Below are 15,288 nucleotides of genomic sequence, written 5' to 3'. Positions count from 1 at the left end.
CAGAATCCCTAGGCCCGGCGACGCCGCTCGGCCAGGACCGCCGTCAGGTAGGTCTCCGCGGTGATCCCCGACGGCGGGTCGGGCGCGACCCGGGCCGCGACGTCGGTCGCGAGGCGCTCGCCGAGCGTGCGGCGGACGTCGGGCGCGAGGTCGCCGGCTCGGGCGAGGAACTGCCGGGCGGCGAGCGCGAGGTCGTCGGGCAGGGCCGAGAGCTGCAGCGTCGACGCCCAGCCGGCGAGCGCGGGGTCGGGCTCGGGCAGGGTCGGGTGGCGCGTGGAGCGCGGGGCCCGGTCGCGCAGCACGATGGTCCCGGCGAGGAGGTCGCCGACCCGCTGGCCGCGCCGCGTGCACGCCGCCACCACGATCGCCACGACCCCGCCGGCCAGGCCGAAGTCGACGAACAGTCCGGCCAGGGCCCGGACGAGGGCCTGACGGAAGCGGATCGGCCCGCCGTCGTCGGAGACCGCCCGCAGCCCGAACGCCGCCTTCCCGGGCGTCCGGCCGCGGGTGAGCGTCTCCCAGGCCGTCGGCCACACGATGAAGGCGAGTACGGCGAGGACGACGCCGAGGGTGACCGCGAGCGCCTCGTCGACCTCGATCCCGGACACCACCACGCCGATCGTCACCGCGAGGAGCAGCGCCCCGACGATCACCAGGTCCAGGGCGAACGCGAGCGCGCGGCTCGGTAGCTTGGCGGGGGCGAGATCGAGTTCGACCGCCTCGCCGATCACGACGCCGGGGTCCGGTGGGGCCATGATCGGACATGCTGCCACCAGGAGGGGTACCGCGAGTGGACGTCGACGCCTACACCGACGCCCACCGCGCGGAGTGGGACCGCCTCGAGCGGCTGCTCCGGGGTCGGCGGCGGTGGAGCGCGGACGAGGCCGACGAGGCCCTGGACCTGTACCGCCGCACGGCCACGCACCTGTCGGTGGTGCGGTCCTCCTCCCCCGACCCGGCCCTGGTCTCGCGGCTCTCCTCGCTGGTCGCCCGTGCCCGGTCGGCGGTGCTGGGCACGAGGCCGTGGAGCTGGGCGACGGTGCGGCGGTTCGTCACCGAGGAGTTCCCGGCCGCCCTCGCCGCGTCCGCGCGGTGGTGGGTGCCGACGGCGCTGCTCTCGCTGGTCGTCATGGTGGTGGTCGGTGCCTGGGTGGCGGGGAACCCCGACGTCGCGGGCGCGATCGCCTCGCCGGAGGAGACCCGTCGTCTGGTCGACGAGGAGTTCGCCGCCTACTACTCGTCCGACCCCGCCACCTCGTTCGCCGCCCGCGTGTGGACCAACAACGCGCTCGTCGCCGCCACGTGCCTCGTCACCGGGGTGCTGGTGCTGCCGGTGCTGTGGGTGCTGTTCCAGAACGTCGTGAACGTCGGCATCTCCGGCGGCATCCTCGCCGCCAACGGCCGGCTCGACCTGTTCCTCGGGCTCATCACCCCGCACGGCCTGCTCGAGCTGACCGCCGTGTTCGTCGCGGCCGGGGCGGGGCTGAAGCTCGGGTGGTCGTGGATCGACCCGGGCCCGCTCACCCGCGCCGCGTCGCTCGCCCGGCAGGCCCGCACCACGGTGGGGATCGCGCTCGGGCTGGTCGGGGTGCTGCTGGTGTCGGGGGTCATCGAGGCGTTCGTGACCCCCTCCGGGCTCCCGACCTGGGCCCGCATCGGCATCGGGGTCCTGGCGTGGCTGCTGTTCGTCGCCTACGTGCTGCACGGGCGGCGGGTGCTGCGGACCCGCGTCGGCGTGCTCGACGGCGGGGTGTAGCGCTCGGACCTCGTGGGCGCGTCGATGGGGCCTTTCCTGCGTCCGGTGCACGCTGTGACGCAGTGCTGGCTAGAGCCGACCGCGCGCCTTCAACGCCAGGTACCGGTCCGCGACGGCGGGCGCGAGCTCGTCGGGCAGGGCGTCGACCACCTCGACCCCGCGGCGCTGCAACCGCCCCACGACGGCCCGCCGCTCCTCGGCCGCCACCGTGGCCGCCGCGGCCCCGTACACCGCCTCCCCCGAGCCCCGGCCGGCGGCGAGGGAGGCCACCACGGGGTCGGCCACGCCCGCCACGACCAGCGTGTGCCGGCGCAGCAGCGGCCCGAGCACGGGCTCCAGGCCCTCGGCCACCGCGGCGTCGTCGAGCCCGGTGAACAGGACGACGAGCGAGCGCCGGGACGCCCGGGTCAGCACGGTGGCGGCCAGCAGCCGCATGTCGGTCTCGACGAGCACCGGCTCCACGGACGCCAGCGCCGCCGTCATCGCGGGCAGCGGGTCCCGCGCGCCGACCACCGAGGCCCGCACGGCCCGGTCCACGGCGAGCAGGTCCACCCGGTCCCCGCCCCGGTGCGCCAGGGCCGCCAGCAGCAGGGCGGCGTCCAGTGCGGCGTCGAGCCGCGGCGCCTCGGTGCCGTCCTCCCCCGTCGCCGCGCCCGCCCCCACGAGCCCGGCGGAGGTCCGCCCCGTGTCCAGGACGACGAGCACGTGCCGGTCCCGCTCCGGGCGCCACGTCCGCACCACCGGCGACGACGACCGCGCCGAGGCCCGCCAGTCGATCGAGCGCACGTCGTCGCCGTCGACGTACTCGCGCAGGGAGTCGAACTCGGTCCCGGCGCCCCGGACCTGCACGGCACGGCGCCCGTCGAGCTCCCGCAGCCGCGCCAGCCGGGACGGCAGGTGCCGCCGCGACGCGAACTCCGGCAACACCCGCACCCGCCCGACCACGGCGCGGGACCCCTGCCGCGCCGCCAGGCCCAGCGGGCCCCACGCGCGGACGGTCACCACGGCGGACGCGTGCTCGCCCCGGCGCCCGGGCACCAGCGTCGTCGTGATCCGCCGCCGCTGTCGCGCGGGCACGTCGAGCGCCTGCCGGTCGGGGCGGGCCCCGCACGACGGCGGCCAGGCGTCGCGCACGACCCCCGTGACCCGTCGTCGGGAAGGGTTGACGACGACGAGCGTGGTCGCGACCTCCTCGCCCAGCCGCACCTGCACCAGGTCCTCGGCCCGCTCGAGCCGCAGCGCGGCGGGCGAGCCGGCCCGCGTCACGTCGATCACGACGGCGACGAGCAGCGCCGCCACGATCCCGAGCGCTCCCGCGAGCGACGGCACCAGCAGCGCGACGACGAGGGCGCCCGCCACGACCGCCAGCACGAACCGCCCGGAGACGGCCATCAGCCCCGGCCCGTCACCGCGGGACGGCCACCGAGTCGAGCACGCCGGTGACCACGCCGTCGGTGGTGACGCCCTCGAGCTCGGCCTCGGGACGCAGCGCGAGGCGGTGGCGCAGGACGGGGAGCGCCCAGGCCTTGACGTCGTCGGGGGTCACGTAGTCGCGACCGGCGAGCCACGCCCAGGCCCGCGCCGCCACCAGCAGCGCCGTCGCGCCGCGCGGGGACGCGCCGAGCGCGACCGACGGCGAGGTGCGGGTCGCCCGGCACACGTCGACGACGTACGCGAGCACCTCCGGGCGGGCCGCCACCTGTCCGACCGCCGTGCGCGCGGCGGTGAGGTGCTCCGCCCCGGCGACGGGGCGCACCATCGTCAGGTTCCGGGGGTCGAACCCGCCGGCGTGCCGCTCGAGCACCGCGATCTCGTCGTCGCGGCCCGGCAGGTCGAGCACGAGCTTGAACAGGAACCGGTCGAGCTGGGCCTCGGGCAGCGGGTAGGTGCCCTCGTACTCGACGGGGTTCTGCGTGGCGGCGACGACGAACGGGTCGGGCAGCGGGCGGGGCGTCCCGTCCACCGAGACCTGGAACTCCTCCATCGCCTCGAGCAGCGACGCCTGCGTCTTCGGCGGCGTCCGGTTGATCTCGTCGGCGAGGAGGAGGTTGGTGAACACCGGGCCGGCGCGGAAGTCGAACGCCGAGGTGCCGGCGTCGTAGACCAGCGACCCGGTGACGTCGCCGGGCATGAGGTCGGGGGTGAACTGCACGCGTCGGTTCTCCAGCGAGCAGGCGGCGGCGACCGCCCGGACCAGCAGCGTCTTCGCCACCCCCGGCACGCCCTCGAGCAGCACGTGCCGCCGGGAGAGCAGCGCGATCACCAGGCCGGTGACGGCGGCGTCGTGCCCCACCACCGCCTTGGCGACCTCGCCCCGCAGCGCGGTCAGGGCCTCGCGGGCCTCGTCGGGGGTCACGGGGTGCTCCTCAGCAGTTCGTCGAGATCGTCGGCCAGCCGGACGAGGGCGGCGTCGTCGGCCGGGTCCGGGCCGTCCAGGAGATCCTTCCCGACGTCGGGTGCGAGAGCTTCCGTGGGGGCGTCGGGCGGGAGGCCGCGCCGGGCCGCGAGCCGGCGCCGGGCGTCGGCGCGCAGCACCGCGGCGGCCCGCCCGCGGGCCCCGAGCCGCCGGTAGAGGGCGGCGCGGCCCCGGGTGGTCTCGGCGGCCGCGACCCGCACCGGCAGGCGTTCCGCCACGACGGGCCCCAGCCGCCGCCCCCGCCAGAGCGCCGCCGCGAGCCCGGCGAGCAGCAGCATCACCGTGCCCCACACGACGCCGCGCGGGACCAGGTCGGCGAGCGGGGCGTCACCCCCCGCACCCGGGTCGGGCAGGTACCAGAGCACCCGCGGGTGGGCGCCGAGCAGCGTCAGGGAGAGCGCGGCGTTGCCGTCGCGGTCGAGGGCGTCGTTGGTGAACGGCGTCGCGTCGCCCACCACGACGGTATGGCCGCTGACCGCGACCGGCGCGACCCCGTCGACCGGGTAACACCCGACGGCGGGCGGGTCCACCTCGTACACGGCACCGTCGAGGGTGAGCGGGCCGGCGGCGACCGCGGCGGGCAGGGGGCAGGCCGGGGCGGGGACGACGCCGGTGGTGAGCAGGTCCGGCGAGGGTCGGGTGACGCGGACGCCGGGCGCCAGGGCCTCGAGGGTGGGCGCGTCCGGGGCGACGAGCACGACGTCGGAGCCCGCGTGCGCCAGCGCCACCCGACCCGCCGTCCCCAGCCGCGCGGGGAACGCGACCAGCACCGTCGTGTCCGGGCCGGCGTCGACGACGTCCTCGGGCCGGGTCGCGACGTCCACCCGCACCCCCTGCTCGCGCAGCACCGTGACCAGCGCGCCGCTGCCCTCGGGGTCCACGCCGTCGGGTTCCAGCAGCCCCTGCCCGGCGCGGGCGCCGGCGATCGCGAGGACGACCGCCGCCAGGACCACGAGTGCGCCCACGACGACCGGACCGCGGGCCCGGCGCACCGGTCGGAGGAGGGTCACCCGGCGACCACCGGAACGTCGCGCACCGTGCGGTCGGCCGCCCGCATCCGGTCGACCGCCGCCGGGTCGCCCGGACGGCCGCCGTAGACGGTCTCGTCGAAGCAGCGGGCCGCGTCGGAGAGCGCCGCCGAGGCGGAGGGCAGCACCGCCGAGGCCTCGCGGGCCGCCTCGCCGGCCGTGCGACCCGGGCGTGCGGCGAGCACGTCGCGCTCCTCCAGGTCCCGGACGAGGGCACGCATCCACTCGCGGACCGCCTCGTCGTACCGGCCGGCCTCCGCGTGCTCCTCGGCACGCCCCCGGTGGTCGGCGGCGCTGCGCCCCGTGGCGTCCAGCGACACCGAGGCCGCGCGGGCCGCCCGCGACGACCGCCCGAGCCGCCATCGCACCACGACCACGACCAGCGCCAGCACGGCCACGACCAGCAGCACGCCGCCGGCACCCCCGAGCCGGTCGGCGGTGAGCAGGGAGACCAGGTCGTCGAGCCGCTCGAGCAGCCAGCGGCCGACCTGCTCGAGCAGCCCCGGCTCGCGCTCCCGGTACGCGGCCTTCGCGAGCTCGCGCGCCGCCAGCTCCCGCGCCTGGTCGGCGGTGGGCGTGAGCGGCGGCGGCGGGTTCACGACCCGCTCACGTCAGACCGTGCGCGGCCCGCTGCAGCTCGATGTCGAAGCCCTCGCGGCGCATGCGCTGGTCGATGTAGAGCAGACCCGTCACACCGGCCTGGAACGGGGAGGTCAGCGCGGTGCCGATGACGCTGCCGATCGAGGAGATCAGCAGCGGTACGAAGGCGTAGGGGCTCGTGCCCATCGCGCCCGCGACCGCGGCCGCACCGCCGGTGAACGGCACCCCGACGATGCCCGCGATGATCAGGACGATGACGTAGGTGAGCAGGAGCGTGCCGAGGATCGGCCAGAACCGGCCCGTGACCAGGTGCCGCGACCGGCCGAGCGCCGCGACCACGCCGGTGCCCTCGAGGACGTAGGCGGGCGCGGCGAGCGCGAGCAGGACACTCACGACGAGGGTCGCGACGGCGCCGACCAGCATCCCCAGGACGAGCAGGCCCGCGGCGAGGGTGGTCGCGCCGGCGAGGTACGCCACGCCCGCGGGGAGGAGGACGACGACGAAGGCGAGCAGGCTGACGAGCGCCACGAGCACGACGACGCCCAGCAGCCCGGGCAGCCGGGGTCGGGCGGCGTTCCAGCACTCGCGGGCGTCCACGGGGGCGCCGAGCACCGAGCGCGACAGCACCACGACGAGCAGACCGGTCAGCACGGTGTTCGCGAGCAGCCCGACGACGGCACTCGCGCCGAGCAGCGCCGAGGCGCCGCCGATGACGCCCGAGAGCCGGGCCAGGTCGGGCGTCGTGCCGGCCGGGCCGACGAACGCCTCGAGGGACTGCCCGTAGATCGCCTGGAACGGGGCCTGGATGAGCGTGGTGACGACCGCGACCACGGCGGAGACGCCGAGCACGACCTTCGGGTGCGCGCGGATGTACTGGAACGCCCCGTCGAGCAGCTCGCCGAGCGCGAGCGGGCGCAGCGGCACGATCCCCGGCCGCGGCGAGGGGACCGGCCCGCCGAAGCCCCAGGGGTCGCCGGCGGGCGGCGGGGTGCGGGGCGCGGCCGCGGGCGGTGGGGTCGGTCCGGTGGGGCTCTGCCAGCCGCCCGACGGTTGGTCGCCGGAGCGCGCAGGGTCCCAGGGCGGGACCGACCCGTCGTCCGCACGGCCACGGTCCTGCGGCTCGCTCACGGCGTTCCCTCCCCGTCCGAACGATCGACCTGATCGACTTCGTCCCCTCCCGATCGTGCCACGATGTCGCGATGCCCCTGGGGACCGCACTCTGGCGACGCCTCGACGAGCCGCACGGACTGGTGCACGGCGTCGTCTCGGAGATGGACCCGACCCCCGAGCAGCCGGACGCCGCGTTCCTCCTCGACGGTGCGGCCCTCGGGGCGGACTCCCCCGACGACACCGGCCCGATCGGCGAGCAGGCCGCCCCGCGCCCGTGGTCCACGCGGTTCTCGGTGGTGGTCGACGCCCGGTGGCAGACGCGGGCCTGCTTCCTCGAGGCGCTCGGGGGCGACGGGTTGGACCGGGTCACGCTCGGCGCCGACGCCCTGGGGCACTGGACGCTCGACGGGCGCACCTGGCCGGAGCTCGAGGGTTGCCACGACGTCGACGTCTCGGTGAGCCCGCTGACCAACACCCTCGTGGTCCGGCGGCTCGGCCTCGCGGTCGGCGAGGAGCGCACGGTCGACGTCGCCTGGGTCGACGTCCCGTCGCTCGCCGTCCGGCGGGTCGCGCAGACCTACCGCCGGGAGGCCGCGGACCGCTGGATCTACGCCGACCCGCTGTACGGGTCGTTCGCCTTCACCGTCGACGGGCTGGGGCTGGTCCGCGAGTACCAGGGGCTGTTCGCGCGCGTCGGCTGAGTAGTCTGAGGTCCCGTCGGGGGCCGCCGAGGGAGAGGACGGGCGTGCGCAACCGGACGCGGGGCCTGCTCGCACTCGGCCTGCTCGTCGTCGCCGTGGTGGTGGCGGTGGTCGTGCCGTTGCCGAGCCCGTCCGAACTGCGCGAGTGGGTGCTCGCCGTCGGCCCCACGGCGCCGCTGATCTTCTTCCTCGTGCACGCGATCATCACGACGACGCCCATCCCCCGCACCGCGTTCACGCTCGCCGCGGGGCTGATGTTCGGCCCGTTCTGGGGCATCACGCTCGCCGTGGCCGCGTCGATGGTGTCCGCGCTGGTCGGGTTCTGGATCGCGCGCCGGCTCGGGGGCCGGGCGATCGCCCGTCTGGGCCCTGCGCGCGTCCGGGCGCTCGAGGCCCGGCTCTGCGAGCGGGAACTGCTGACCGTCACCTCGTCGCGGCTGGTCGGCATCCCGTTCGCGCCGCTGAACTACACGCTCGGCGTGACCAGCGTCCGCTGGCACGCGTACCTGATCGGCACGCTGGTCGGACTCATCCCGGGCACGGCGGCGGTCGTCTTCCTCGGCGACGCGGTCAGCGGCGGGATCTCGCCGCAGTCCTTCATCGCGTTCGGGATCTCCGGCACCCTCGGCCTGATCGGGATCCTCGTCTCGGCCCGCGGTCGTCGGCGTCCTGCCGCCGTTCCCGACGACGACGGGTCCGCGTAGGCCGCGACCCCCCGTGGCAGGAAAGCGTCGTTGCTGTCGCCGGGCGACAACAACGACGCTTTCCTGCCCGAAGGGGTGCTAGCTGCCCGGAGCCGGGGCGGGCGCGCTGGTCGGACGCGGCTCGGTCTCGGAGGTCTGGGGCGCCGGGGTCGGCTGCACGCCCTCCGGGCCGGTGGACGGGCGCGGCGAGTCCGCCGGGGCCGGCGGGGCGACCGGGCCGGGCGTGATCTGCCCGGGCACCGGGGCGGGGCCGGGCGCCGGGAAGCCCTCGGTGGAGAACACGTTGGGGTTGGGCGGCGAGCCCGGCGCGGGCTCGGCGTCGTACACGCACCCCGACAGCACGGCCACCGAGGCCGCCGCGATGACCAGCAAGGACGCCACCCGTCGGGTCTGCACGCTGTCCCTCTCCTCGAGCTGTGAACGCCTGACGCGCCGCACCCTATCGCCTACGCCCCGCGAGGACGCCGCGTGGAGTGATCGACCGGACGGGCTCGGGCGCGAGTCCCTCCTCGCGCAGGATGTCGTTGGCGGCGAGCACGCCCGTCACCGCGGCGCGCTCCATGAGGGCCGACGGGACGTCGGTGGCCACCCAGTCCCCCGCCAGGCGCAGGCCGCGGGCGTCGGTGACGACGCCGGGCCGGCGCGCGTGATAGCCGGGGTCGAAGCCGGGCGCGTTCGCGTAGAGGTGGGCGTCGACGTCGAGCACCTCGAGGTCGGCGAACTCCGGCCACAGCCCCTCCAGCTCGCGGCGCATCTCGGCGACCAGCTCGTCGCGCGAGGCCTCGTGCGGGCAGGCGTAGGAGTGCAGCTCGATGACCGAGCCGCCGGTGCGCGACGCCCAGGCCGCCGACTCGGCCTCGATGCGGTGGAACAGCGTGACCGAGTCGAGGATGCGCTCGCGGGTCACGCCGGTGAAGTCGGCGTGGCGGGCGTCGACGTCGCCCCGGCACCACAGGCGGGCGACGACGTAGGGCTCGCCGCCCGGCAGCTCGGCCACCTGCCCGGCGAGCCGTGGCGCCGTCATCGCGAAGCCGGGTGAGCGGGCGAGCAGCGTGCGGGTGCCGGGGACGTCGGTGGCGACGACGAGGTGACGGGCGGTGCGCGACGGCCCGCCCTCCACGCCGACCGACCAGCCGCCGGGCCCGTCGACGACGACGGTGGCCCGCGCGTCGGTCGTCACCGTGGCGCCGTGCTTCTCCAGCAGCGCCGCGAAGGGGGACCAGATCGTGGCGTCGTAGTGGTCGGTCGGAACGTCCATCCCGAGGCCCTCGGGGTTGCCCGTGAAGTAGAAGTGGCACATCGCGAGGAACTCGGCGGCCGAGTAGCGCTGCTCGGTGTTGAAGAACGAGTGCGCGAAGACCTCGAAGAGCATCGCCCGGCCGCGCTCGGAGAAGCCGAAGGCGTCGAGCAGCTCGGCGGTGGTGCGGTGGTCGTGCTCGGCGAAGGTGCGCACCGGGTCGTAGCGCAGCATCGCGAGGGCCTCGCGGCCGTCGACCTTGCGCAGGTCGCGCAGCCGGAAGCTCGGCGACTTCCAGACCAGCGCCGCGAGGTTGGCCAGCGGCGTGGTGGGCAGGTCGGTGAAGTCCTCGGACTCCCACTCCCGGCTCTCCACCGGGTACCCGCCGACGTCGCGGAGGAAGGAGAGGTCCGGGTCGACGCGGCGCAGGACGTCGCGCAGCGTGTAGTACTGCCGGAAGAACCCGTGGTAGCCGTGCTCGACGGTGACCTCGGTCCCGTCGGGCAGCGTGCGCGGCCAGGTCCCGAGCCGGCCGCCGAGCCGGGGCGCCGCCTCGAGCAGCTCGACCGACATCCCCCGTTCGGCGAGGACCGTCGCGGCCGTCACGCCCGCAAGACCGCCGCCGACCACGACGACCGCACCACCCCCGCCGTCAGGAAGGCGCTGGGGAAGGTCCGGGCGGGGAGCGACCACGACGTGCGGAGCGAACACCTCGCCGAGGGTAGGGATCCCGGCGTACTCCCGCCGTCGCTGGCGGTTGTGGTCTCCCTCCCCGGGGCACTGCTGATCGGGGAAGGCGTAGCCGGGAGACGAGAGCAGGAGCGCCCGTGCAGGACAACGAGAAGGCCATCGTCGGAGCCGTCGGGACCGGGCTGCGGATCGGCGGGAAGTCGCAGGACACCGGCCGGACCTTCGGGGTGGAGGACCCCTCCACGGGCGAGACGATCGCGCAGGTCTCCGACGCCGGGCCCGAGGAGGGCCGTGCAGCTCTCGACGCTGCCGTGGCGGCCTCCGGGGAATGGGCGGCCACCCCGCCGCGCGAGCGCTCCGAGATCCTGCGCCGCGCCTACGACCTGCTCATCGAGCGCCGGGACGAGCTCGCCGTCCTGATGACGCTGGAGATGGGCAAGTCGGTCACCGAGTCGACGGCCGAGGTCACCTACGCCGCGGAGTTCTTCCGCTGGTTCTCCGAGGAGGCCGTGCGGATCTCCGGGGACTTCGCGACCGACCCCGCCGGCAACCGCATGCTCGTGATGCGCCGCCCGGTGGGCCCGTGCCTGCTCATCACGCCCTGGAACATGCCGCTGTCGATGGGCACCCGCAAGATCGGCCCGGCGATCGCCGCCGGCTGCACGATGGTGGTCAAGCCCGCCGACCTGACGCCGCTGACGATGCTCTACCTCGCGGACGTGCTCGCCGAGGCCGGGCTCCCCGCGGGCGTGCTCAACGTCGTGACGACCACCGACCCCGGCGGTGTCGTCGAGCCGCTCCTGCACGACCCGCGGCTGCGCAAGCTCTCCTTCACCGGCTCGACCGCGGTCGGGCGGAAGCTCCTGGCCCAGGCGGCCGACACGGTGCTGCGGACCTCGATGGAGCTCGGCGGCAACGCGCCGTTCATCGTCTGCGCGGACGCCGACGTCGACAAGGCCGTCGACGGCGCGATGGTGGCGAAGATGCGGATCATCGGCGAGGCGTGCGTGGCGGCCAACCGCTTCTACGTCCACGCGGACGTCGCCGAGGAGTTCACCGCGAAGATGACCGAGCGGATGGGCGCGCAGAAGGTCGGCCGCGGGACCGAGGAGGGCGTCCAGGTCGGGCCCCTCATCTCGGGCGTGCAGCGCGACAAGGTCGACGGGCTGGTGTCCGAGGCCGTGGCGGACGGCGCCACGGTGCGGCTCGGGGGCGAGGTGCCGGACGGGGAGGGCTACTACTACCCGCCCACGGTGCTCGCCGACGTCCCGCCGTCGACCCGGCTGGCGCACGAGGAGATCTTCGGTCCGGTGGCGCCGATCTTCACCTTCACCGACGACGACGAGGCGATTGGCCTGGCCAACGACACCGAGTACGGGCTGGTCGCGTTCCTCTACACCCAGGACCTGCGGAAGGCCTTCGAGCTCTCCGAGCGGCTCGAAGCGGGCATGGTCGGGTTGAACCAGGGCATGGTGTCCAACCCCGCGGCGCCCTTCGGCGGCGTGAAGCAGTCCGGTCTCGGTCGCGAGGGTGGCCGCGTCGGGATCGACGAGTACCTGGAGACGAAGTACGTCGCCGTGACGTTGTGAGTAGCGGACCGACGCGGCGGGCATCTGTGCCTGACCGAACGAGCACGAACGAGGAGATGAGCTCTTCAGATGAGCGACGCCGACCGTGAGCGACGGGTCATCGAGGACGTTCCGAAGAAGCTGCTGATCGGCGGCCGCGAGCGGGACGCCGCGGAGGGGAAGACCTTCCCCGTCGAGGACCCCTCCACCGGCGAGATCCTGTGCGAGGTCGCCGACGCCTCCCCCGAGGACGGCATGGCGGCGCTCGACGCCGCCGCGAAGAAGCAGGCCGAGTGGGCGGCCACCGCGCCCCGGGAGCGCGGCGAGATCCTGCGCCGCGCCTTCGAGATGATCACCGAGCAGGTCGACGACATCGCCATGCTCATGACCCTCGAGATGGGCAAGCCGCTCGCCGAGTCCAAGGCCGAGATCAGCTACGCCGCCGAGTTCTTCCGCTGGTTCTCCGAGGAGACCGTGCGGATCCAGGGCGAGTGGAAGGTCAACGCGACCGGCGCCGGCCGCGTGCTGGTCATGCGCCAGCCGATCGGCCCGTGCCTGCTGATCACGCCGTGGAACTTCCCGCTCGCCATGGGCACCCGCAAGATCGGCCCGGCGATCGCGGCGGGCTGCACGATGGTGATCAAGCCGGCCTCGCTGACCCCGCTGACCATCCTCAAGCTGGCCGACATCCTGGCGAAGGCGGGCCTGCCCGAGGGCGTGCTCAACGTCGTCACCACCAAGTCGACCGGCAAGGTGATGGGCCCGCTGATCGAGGACGGCCGGATCCGGAAGCTGTCGTTCACCGGGTCGACCGAGGTCGGGCAGAAGCTCATCGAGCAGTCGGCGAAGCAGGTGCTCAAGACCTCGATGGAGCTCGGCGGCAACGCCCCGTTCGTGGTCTGCGCCGACGCCGACGTCGACGCGGCGGTCGAGGGCGCCATGCTCGCGAAGATGCGCAACATCGGCGAGGCCTGCACCGCGGCCAACCGGTTCTACGTGCACGCCGACGTCGCGGAGGAGTTCACGAAGAAGCTGGTCGATCGCATGGGGTCGATGACCATCGGCCGCGGCACCGAGGACGGCGTCGAGGTCGGCCCGCTCGTCGAGGCCGACCAGCGCGACAAGGTCGCCGAGCTCGTCGACGACGCCGTGCAGAAGGGCGCGAAGGTCCGCACCGGCGGGGAGATCCCCAACGGCGCGGGCTACTTCTACCCGCCGACCGTGCTCGCCGACGTGCCGACCTCGGCGCGGCTGGTGAAGGAGGAGATCTTCGGCCCGGTGGCCCCGATCTTCACCTTCACCGACGACGACGAGGCCATCCGCGCGGCCAACGACACCGAGTTCGGGCTGGTCAGCTACCTCTACACCCGCGACCTGCAGCGCGCGATCCGGCTCTCCGAGCGCCTCGAGGCCGGCATGGTCGGCCTCAACCAGGGCATGGTCTCCAACGCCGGCGCCCCCTTCGGCGGGGTGAAGCAGTCCGGGCTCGGCCGCGAGGGCGGCGACGTCGGGATCGACGAGTACCTGGAGATCAAGTACGTCGCGATGAACGTGTGAGCACAGGTGAGCACTTCTCCGTGTCCTGGCACGGAGAAGTGCTCACCACGTGAACACGGCCGTCCGTCCGTCGGACGGCTCGACGCGGACGAGCGCGTCGTCCTCGGCGAAGACCTGGCCCACGGCGATGCGCTGTACGCCGTGCTCGTCGATCTCGACCCAGCCCGGCCCGATCGCCCGCACCATGAAGTCCACCTCGTCGCGGTCGCGCGTGGTGCGGGTGGTGGTGCTGCGGGTCGTGGGCCGCGTCGTGGGCTTCGACGGGCTGGACCTCGAGGTCGTCGGCTTCGGGCGGCTCGTCGACGTCCCGGCGATCAGGGCCATCGACCCCGCTCTCGACGGCTCGGACACCTCGATCGGCGTCCCGGTCACCACCGCCCGGCAGTGGCCGGCCGAGCAGCGGACGTCCGCGCTGCCCCCACCGCTGCCGCAGGCACCGAGGAGCAGCAGCCCCGCCACCCCGACGGCGAGCGCCGGCCGCCGGCCCGGCGGCGCACCGCGGTGCGGGGCGTGGGGTTGACCACCCTGCTGCTCACGGTCCGCGCTCTCCTTCCCGACGTCGGGTCGGGTCGACTGGGCTGAACGAATGGCCACGGCGCGCCTTCTCTCACCCTCGGTGTTGACTGCGCCCGAATGATGCCTCGATCCGCCGAGTGCGCACCAGATCCCAGTCACGCAACGTGCCGACCACGGAGTGCGAGGATGCCGGGCATGAGCCCCGTCGTGGTGGCCCTCCTCGTGGGGGTGCCGGTGATGGCGGGCGCGACCCTGCAGCGCACCACCGGCCTCGGGCTGGCCCTGGTGGGGGCGCCGTTCCTGGTCGCCGTGCTCGGGCCACGCGACGGGGTGTCGTTCGGCAACGCGCTGCAGAGCGTGCTCTGCACGTTGGTGCTGGTGCAGACGTGGCGGGACGCGCGCTGGTCGGCGGTCGGGCTGCTGCTGCTGGGCGCGGCGGTCGGGGTCCCGACGGGTGCGCTGGTGGCGACGACCCTGCCGGAGGCGCCACTGCTGGTGGTGGTCGGACTGCTGGCACTGCTCGGGGTCGGGCTGTCGGTGGTCCCGGCGGCCGGCGCGGCGCTGCGGGGGCCGGCCGGAGCCGTGGGCTCCGGCGTCGCGGCGGGCTTCGTCAATGCCACGGCCGGTGTCGGCGGGCCGCTGATCTCGGCCTACGGGACGTCCCAGCGGATCGAGCCGCGGGTGTTCGTGCCGACCGCGCAGGCGGTGCTGCTCGCCGTCAACCTGACCGCCCTGCTCGTCAAGGGCGTCCCCGCCCTGGCCACGACGACCTGGGTGGCCGGCCTCGTCGCCATCACCGCCGGGGTACTGCTGGGCGGGCCCGTGCAGCGGCGGCTCGACCCGGTGCTCGGGCGGCGCCTCATGCTGGCCGTCGCCGCGGTGGGCGCGGCGGCGACCGTGGTGCGGGGCCTGCTGGAGCTCTGAGGGCACGTCCCCGGCCACGAGGCGGCTCTGGCCGGCCGACGAGACGTCCCCTGTCGGGCCGCCCGTGGCCGCTCGGTGAGGCGGACAGGTGAGGCCTCGACCGGGCGCACTTCGCGAGTGGCCGGCGAGACGTCATCGGTCGGGCCGGGAGGCCCTCGGCCGACCGATGGGTGACACCTCGGGCGCGCGAGCGCAGGGGTGGGTCGCGCCCTGCGCGGGGCGCACACATCCGGCGGGGCCGAGTACTCGACGTCGCCGACCCTGACGCGGGACGCACACATCCGTGCCGGGCACGACGCGGCGTCGGGTCCGGCTGCGGTGTGTGCGGGACGCGCAGGGGTCACCGCATCCGGGCCGAGGTCCGGCCGCGGTGTGTGCGGGACGCGCAGGGGTCACCGCATCCGGGTCGAGGTCCCAGCGCAGTGTGTGCGGGACGCGCAGGCTGCCACCCGGCCACACCACCGACCACCCAGCCATCCGA

16 protein-coding genes are annotated in these 15,288 nt (G+C 75.1%); 7 read left to right on the top strand and 9 right to left on the bottom strand.

Annotation, left to right across the window (positions count from 1 at the left end; all coding sequences use genetic code 11):
- Positions 1 to 8 precede the first annotated feature (8 nt).
- Positions 9 to 755, bottom strand: a complete 747-nt coding sequence (locus QSK00_RS09980; protein ID WP_285590121.1) for an RDD family protein — start codon at positions 753 to 755, stop codon at positions 9 to 11.
- 35 nt (positions 756 to 790) lie between these two features.
- Here QSK00_RS09980 and QSK00_RS09975 point away from each other — a divergent pair, with 35 nt between their 5' ends.
- Positions 791 to 1,756: a stage II sporulation protein M gene (locus QSK00_RS09975; RefSeq protein WP_285590119.1), complete on the top strand. Its 966-nt coding sequence runs from the start codon at positions 791 to 793 to the stop codon at positions 1,754 to 1,756.
- 69 nt (positions 1,757 to 1,825) lie between these two features.
- Here the strand turns inward: QSK00_RS09975 and QSK00_RS09970 are convergent, their stop codons facing one another.
- From QSK00_RS09970 to QSK00_RS09950, 5 genes are read right to left on the bottom strand one after another with little or no spacing between them, the layout of a single operon-like run.
- Positions 1,826 to 3,148 carry a DUF58 domain-containing protein gene (locus QSK00_RS09970; RefSeq protein ID WP_285590117.1) on the bottom strand — a complete coding sequence of 441 codons (1,323 nt, stop codon included), beginning with the start codon at positions 3,146 to 3,148 and terminating at the stop codon, positions 1,826 to 1,828.
- Between the two features lie 13 nt (positions 3,149 to 3,161).
- A complete protein-coding gene (locus QSK00_RS09965) occupies positions 3,162 to 4,112 on the bottom strand; it encodes an AAA family ATPase (protein WP_285590115.1) in 951 nt (316 codons plus the stop codon).
- Positions 4,109 to 5,182, bottom strand: a complete 1,074-nt coding sequence (locus QSK00_RS09960) for a DUF4350 domain-containing protein (protein ID WP_285590112.1) — start codon at positions 5,180 to 5,182, stop codon at positions 4,109 to 4,111. The genes QSK00_RS09965 and QSK00_RS09960 overlap by 4 nt, the downstream gene beginning before the upstream one ends.
- Positions 5,179 to 5,799 carry a DUF4129 domain-containing protein gene (locus tag QSK00_RS09955; protein ID WP_285590111.1) on the bottom strand — a complete coding sequence of 207 codons (621 nt, stop codon included), beginning with the start codon at positions 5,797 to 5,799 and terminating at the stop codon, positions 5,179 to 5,181. Before QSK00_RS09955 ends, QSK00_RS09960 begins: the two co-directional genes overlap by 4 nt.
- A gap of 7 nt (positions 5,800 to 5,806) precedes the next feature.
- The gene (locus tag QSK00_RS09950; RefSeq protein ID WP_285590108.1) at positions 5,807 to 6,928 is read right to left on the bottom strand and encodes a hypothetical protein; all 1,122 of its coding nucleotides are present in this window, start codon (positions 6,926 to 6,928) and stop codon (positions 5,807 to 5,809) included.
- A gap of 71 nt (positions 6,929 to 6,999) precedes the next feature.
- On the opposite strand from QSK00_RS09950, the gene QSK00_RS09945 reads away from it, so the two are divergent.
- Together QSK00_RS09945 and QSK00_RS09940 are read left to right on the top strand one after the other, a co-directional pair.
- A complete protein-coding gene (locus QSK00_RS09945; protein ID WP_285590107.1) occupies positions 7,000 to 7,611 on the top strand; it encodes a putative glycolipid-binding domain-containing protein in 612 nt (203 codons plus the stop codon).
- A 44-nt stretch (positions 7,612 to 7,655) separates the two neighbouring features.
- Positions 7,656 to 8,315, top strand: coding sequence for a TVP38/TMEM64 family protein (locus tag QSK00_RS09940; RefSeq protein WP_285590104.1), 660 nt, complete (start codon positions 7,656 to 7,658; stop codon positions 8,313 to 8,315).
- A gap of 78 nt (positions 8,316 to 8,393) precedes the next feature.
- On the opposite strand, the gene QSK00_RS09935 is transcribed toward QSK00_RS09940, so the two are convergent.
- Complete coding sequence (locus tag QSK00_RS09935) at positions 8,394 to 8,711, bottom strand: hypothetical protein (protein WP_285590102.1); 318 nt, start codon at positions 8,709 to 8,711, stop codon at positions 8,394 to 8,396.
- A 43-nt stretch (positions 8,712 to 8,754) separates the two neighbouring features.
- Positions 8,755 to 10,263 carry an FAD-dependent oxidoreductase gene (locus QSK00_RS09930; RefSeq protein ID WP_285590099.1) on the bottom strand — a complete coding sequence of 503 codons (1,509 nt, stop codon included), beginning with the start codon at positions 10,261 to 10,263 and terminating at the stop codon, positions 8,755 to 8,757.
- 116 nt (positions 10,264 to 10,379) lie between these two features.
- Here QSK00_RS09930 and QSK00_RS09925 point away from each other — a divergent pair, with 116 nt between their 5' ends.
- Positions 10,380 to 11,831, top strand: a complete 1,452-nt coding sequence (locus tag QSK00_RS09925; RefSeq protein WP_285590097.1) for an NAD-dependent succinate-semialdehyde dehydrogenase — start codon at positions 10,380 to 10,382, stop codon at positions 11,829 to 11,831.
- A gap of 69 nt (positions 11,832 to 11,900) precedes the next feature.
- A complete protein-coding gene (locus QSK00_RS09920) occupies positions 11,901 to 13,367 on the top strand; it encodes an NAD-dependent succinate-semialdehyde dehydrogenase (RefSeq protein WP_285590095.1) in 1,467 nt (488 codons plus the stop codon).
- Between the two features lie 42 nt (positions 13,368 to 13,409).
- On the opposite strand, the gene QSK00_RS09915 is transcribed toward QSK00_RS09920, so the two are convergent.
- Complete coding sequence (locus QSK00_RS09915; RefSeq protein ID WP_285590093.1) at positions 13,410 to 13,553, bottom strand: hypothetical protein; 144 nt, start codon at positions 13,551 to 13,553, stop codon at positions 13,410 to 13,412.
- On the opposite strand from QSK00_RS09915, the gene QSK00_RS09910 reads away from it, so the two are divergent.
- Together QSK00_RS09910 and QSK00_RS09905 are read left to right on the top strand one after the other, a co-directional pair.
- Complete coding sequence (locus tag QSK00_RS09910; protein WP_285590091.1) at positions 13,552 to 13,887, top strand: hypothetical protein; 336 nt, start codon at positions 13,552 to 13,554, stop codon at positions 13,885 to 13,887. The two genes, QSK00_RS09915 and QSK00_RS09910, sit on opposite strands and share 2 nt — an antisense overlap.
- A 191-nt stretch (positions 13,888 to 14,078) precedes the next feature.
- Complete coding sequence (locus QSK00_RS09905) at positions 14,079 to 14,807, top strand: TSUP family transporter (protein WP_285590089.1); 729 nt, start codon at positions 14,079 to 14,081, stop codon at positions 14,805 to 14,807.
- The last annotated feature ends 481 nt before the right edge of the window (positions 14,808 to 15,288 follow it).

The organism is Actinomycetospora sp. NBRC 106378 (genome assembly GCF_030269685.1).
GTDB lineage: Bacteria > Actinomycetota > Actinomycetes > Mycobacteriales > Pseudonocardiaceae > Actinomycetospora.
Note: the sequence above shows the minus strand (reverse complement) of the source record. Positions and strands in the feature narration are given on the sequence as shown.

Excerpts from the sequence above, each read along its gene's own strand:
- QSK00_RS09980 (WP_285590121.1), bottom strand. The coding sequence starts at position 755 with ATGGCCCCACCGGACCCCGGCGTCGTGATCGGCGAGGCGGTCGAACTC.
- QSK00_RS09920 (WP_285590095.1), top strand. The coding sequence starts at position 11,901 with ATGAGCGACGCCGACCGTGAGCGACGGGTCATCGAGGACGTTCCGAAG.
- QSK00_RS09970 (WP_285590117.1), bottom strand. The coding sequence starts at position 3,148 with ATGGCCGTCTCCGGGCGGTTCGTGCTGGCGGTCGTGGCGGGCGCCCTC.
- QSK00_RS09915 (WP_285590093.1), bottom strand. The coding sequence starts at position 13,553 with ATGGTGCGGGCGATCGGGCCGGGCTGGGTCGAGATCGACGAGCACGGC.
- QSK00_RS09945 (WP_285590107.1), top strand. The coding sequence starts at position 7,000 with ATGCCCCTGGGGACCGCACTCTGGCGACGCCTCGACGAGCCGCACGGA.
- QSK00_RS09905 (WP_285590089.1), top strand. The coding sequence starts at position 14,079 with ATGAGCCCCGTCGTGGTGGCCCTCCTCGTGGGGGTGCCGGTGATGGCG.
- QSK00_RS09910 (WP_285590091.1), top strand. The coding sequence starts at position 13,552 with ATGAAGTCCACCTCGTCGCGGTCGCGCGTGGTGCGGGTGGTGGTGCTG.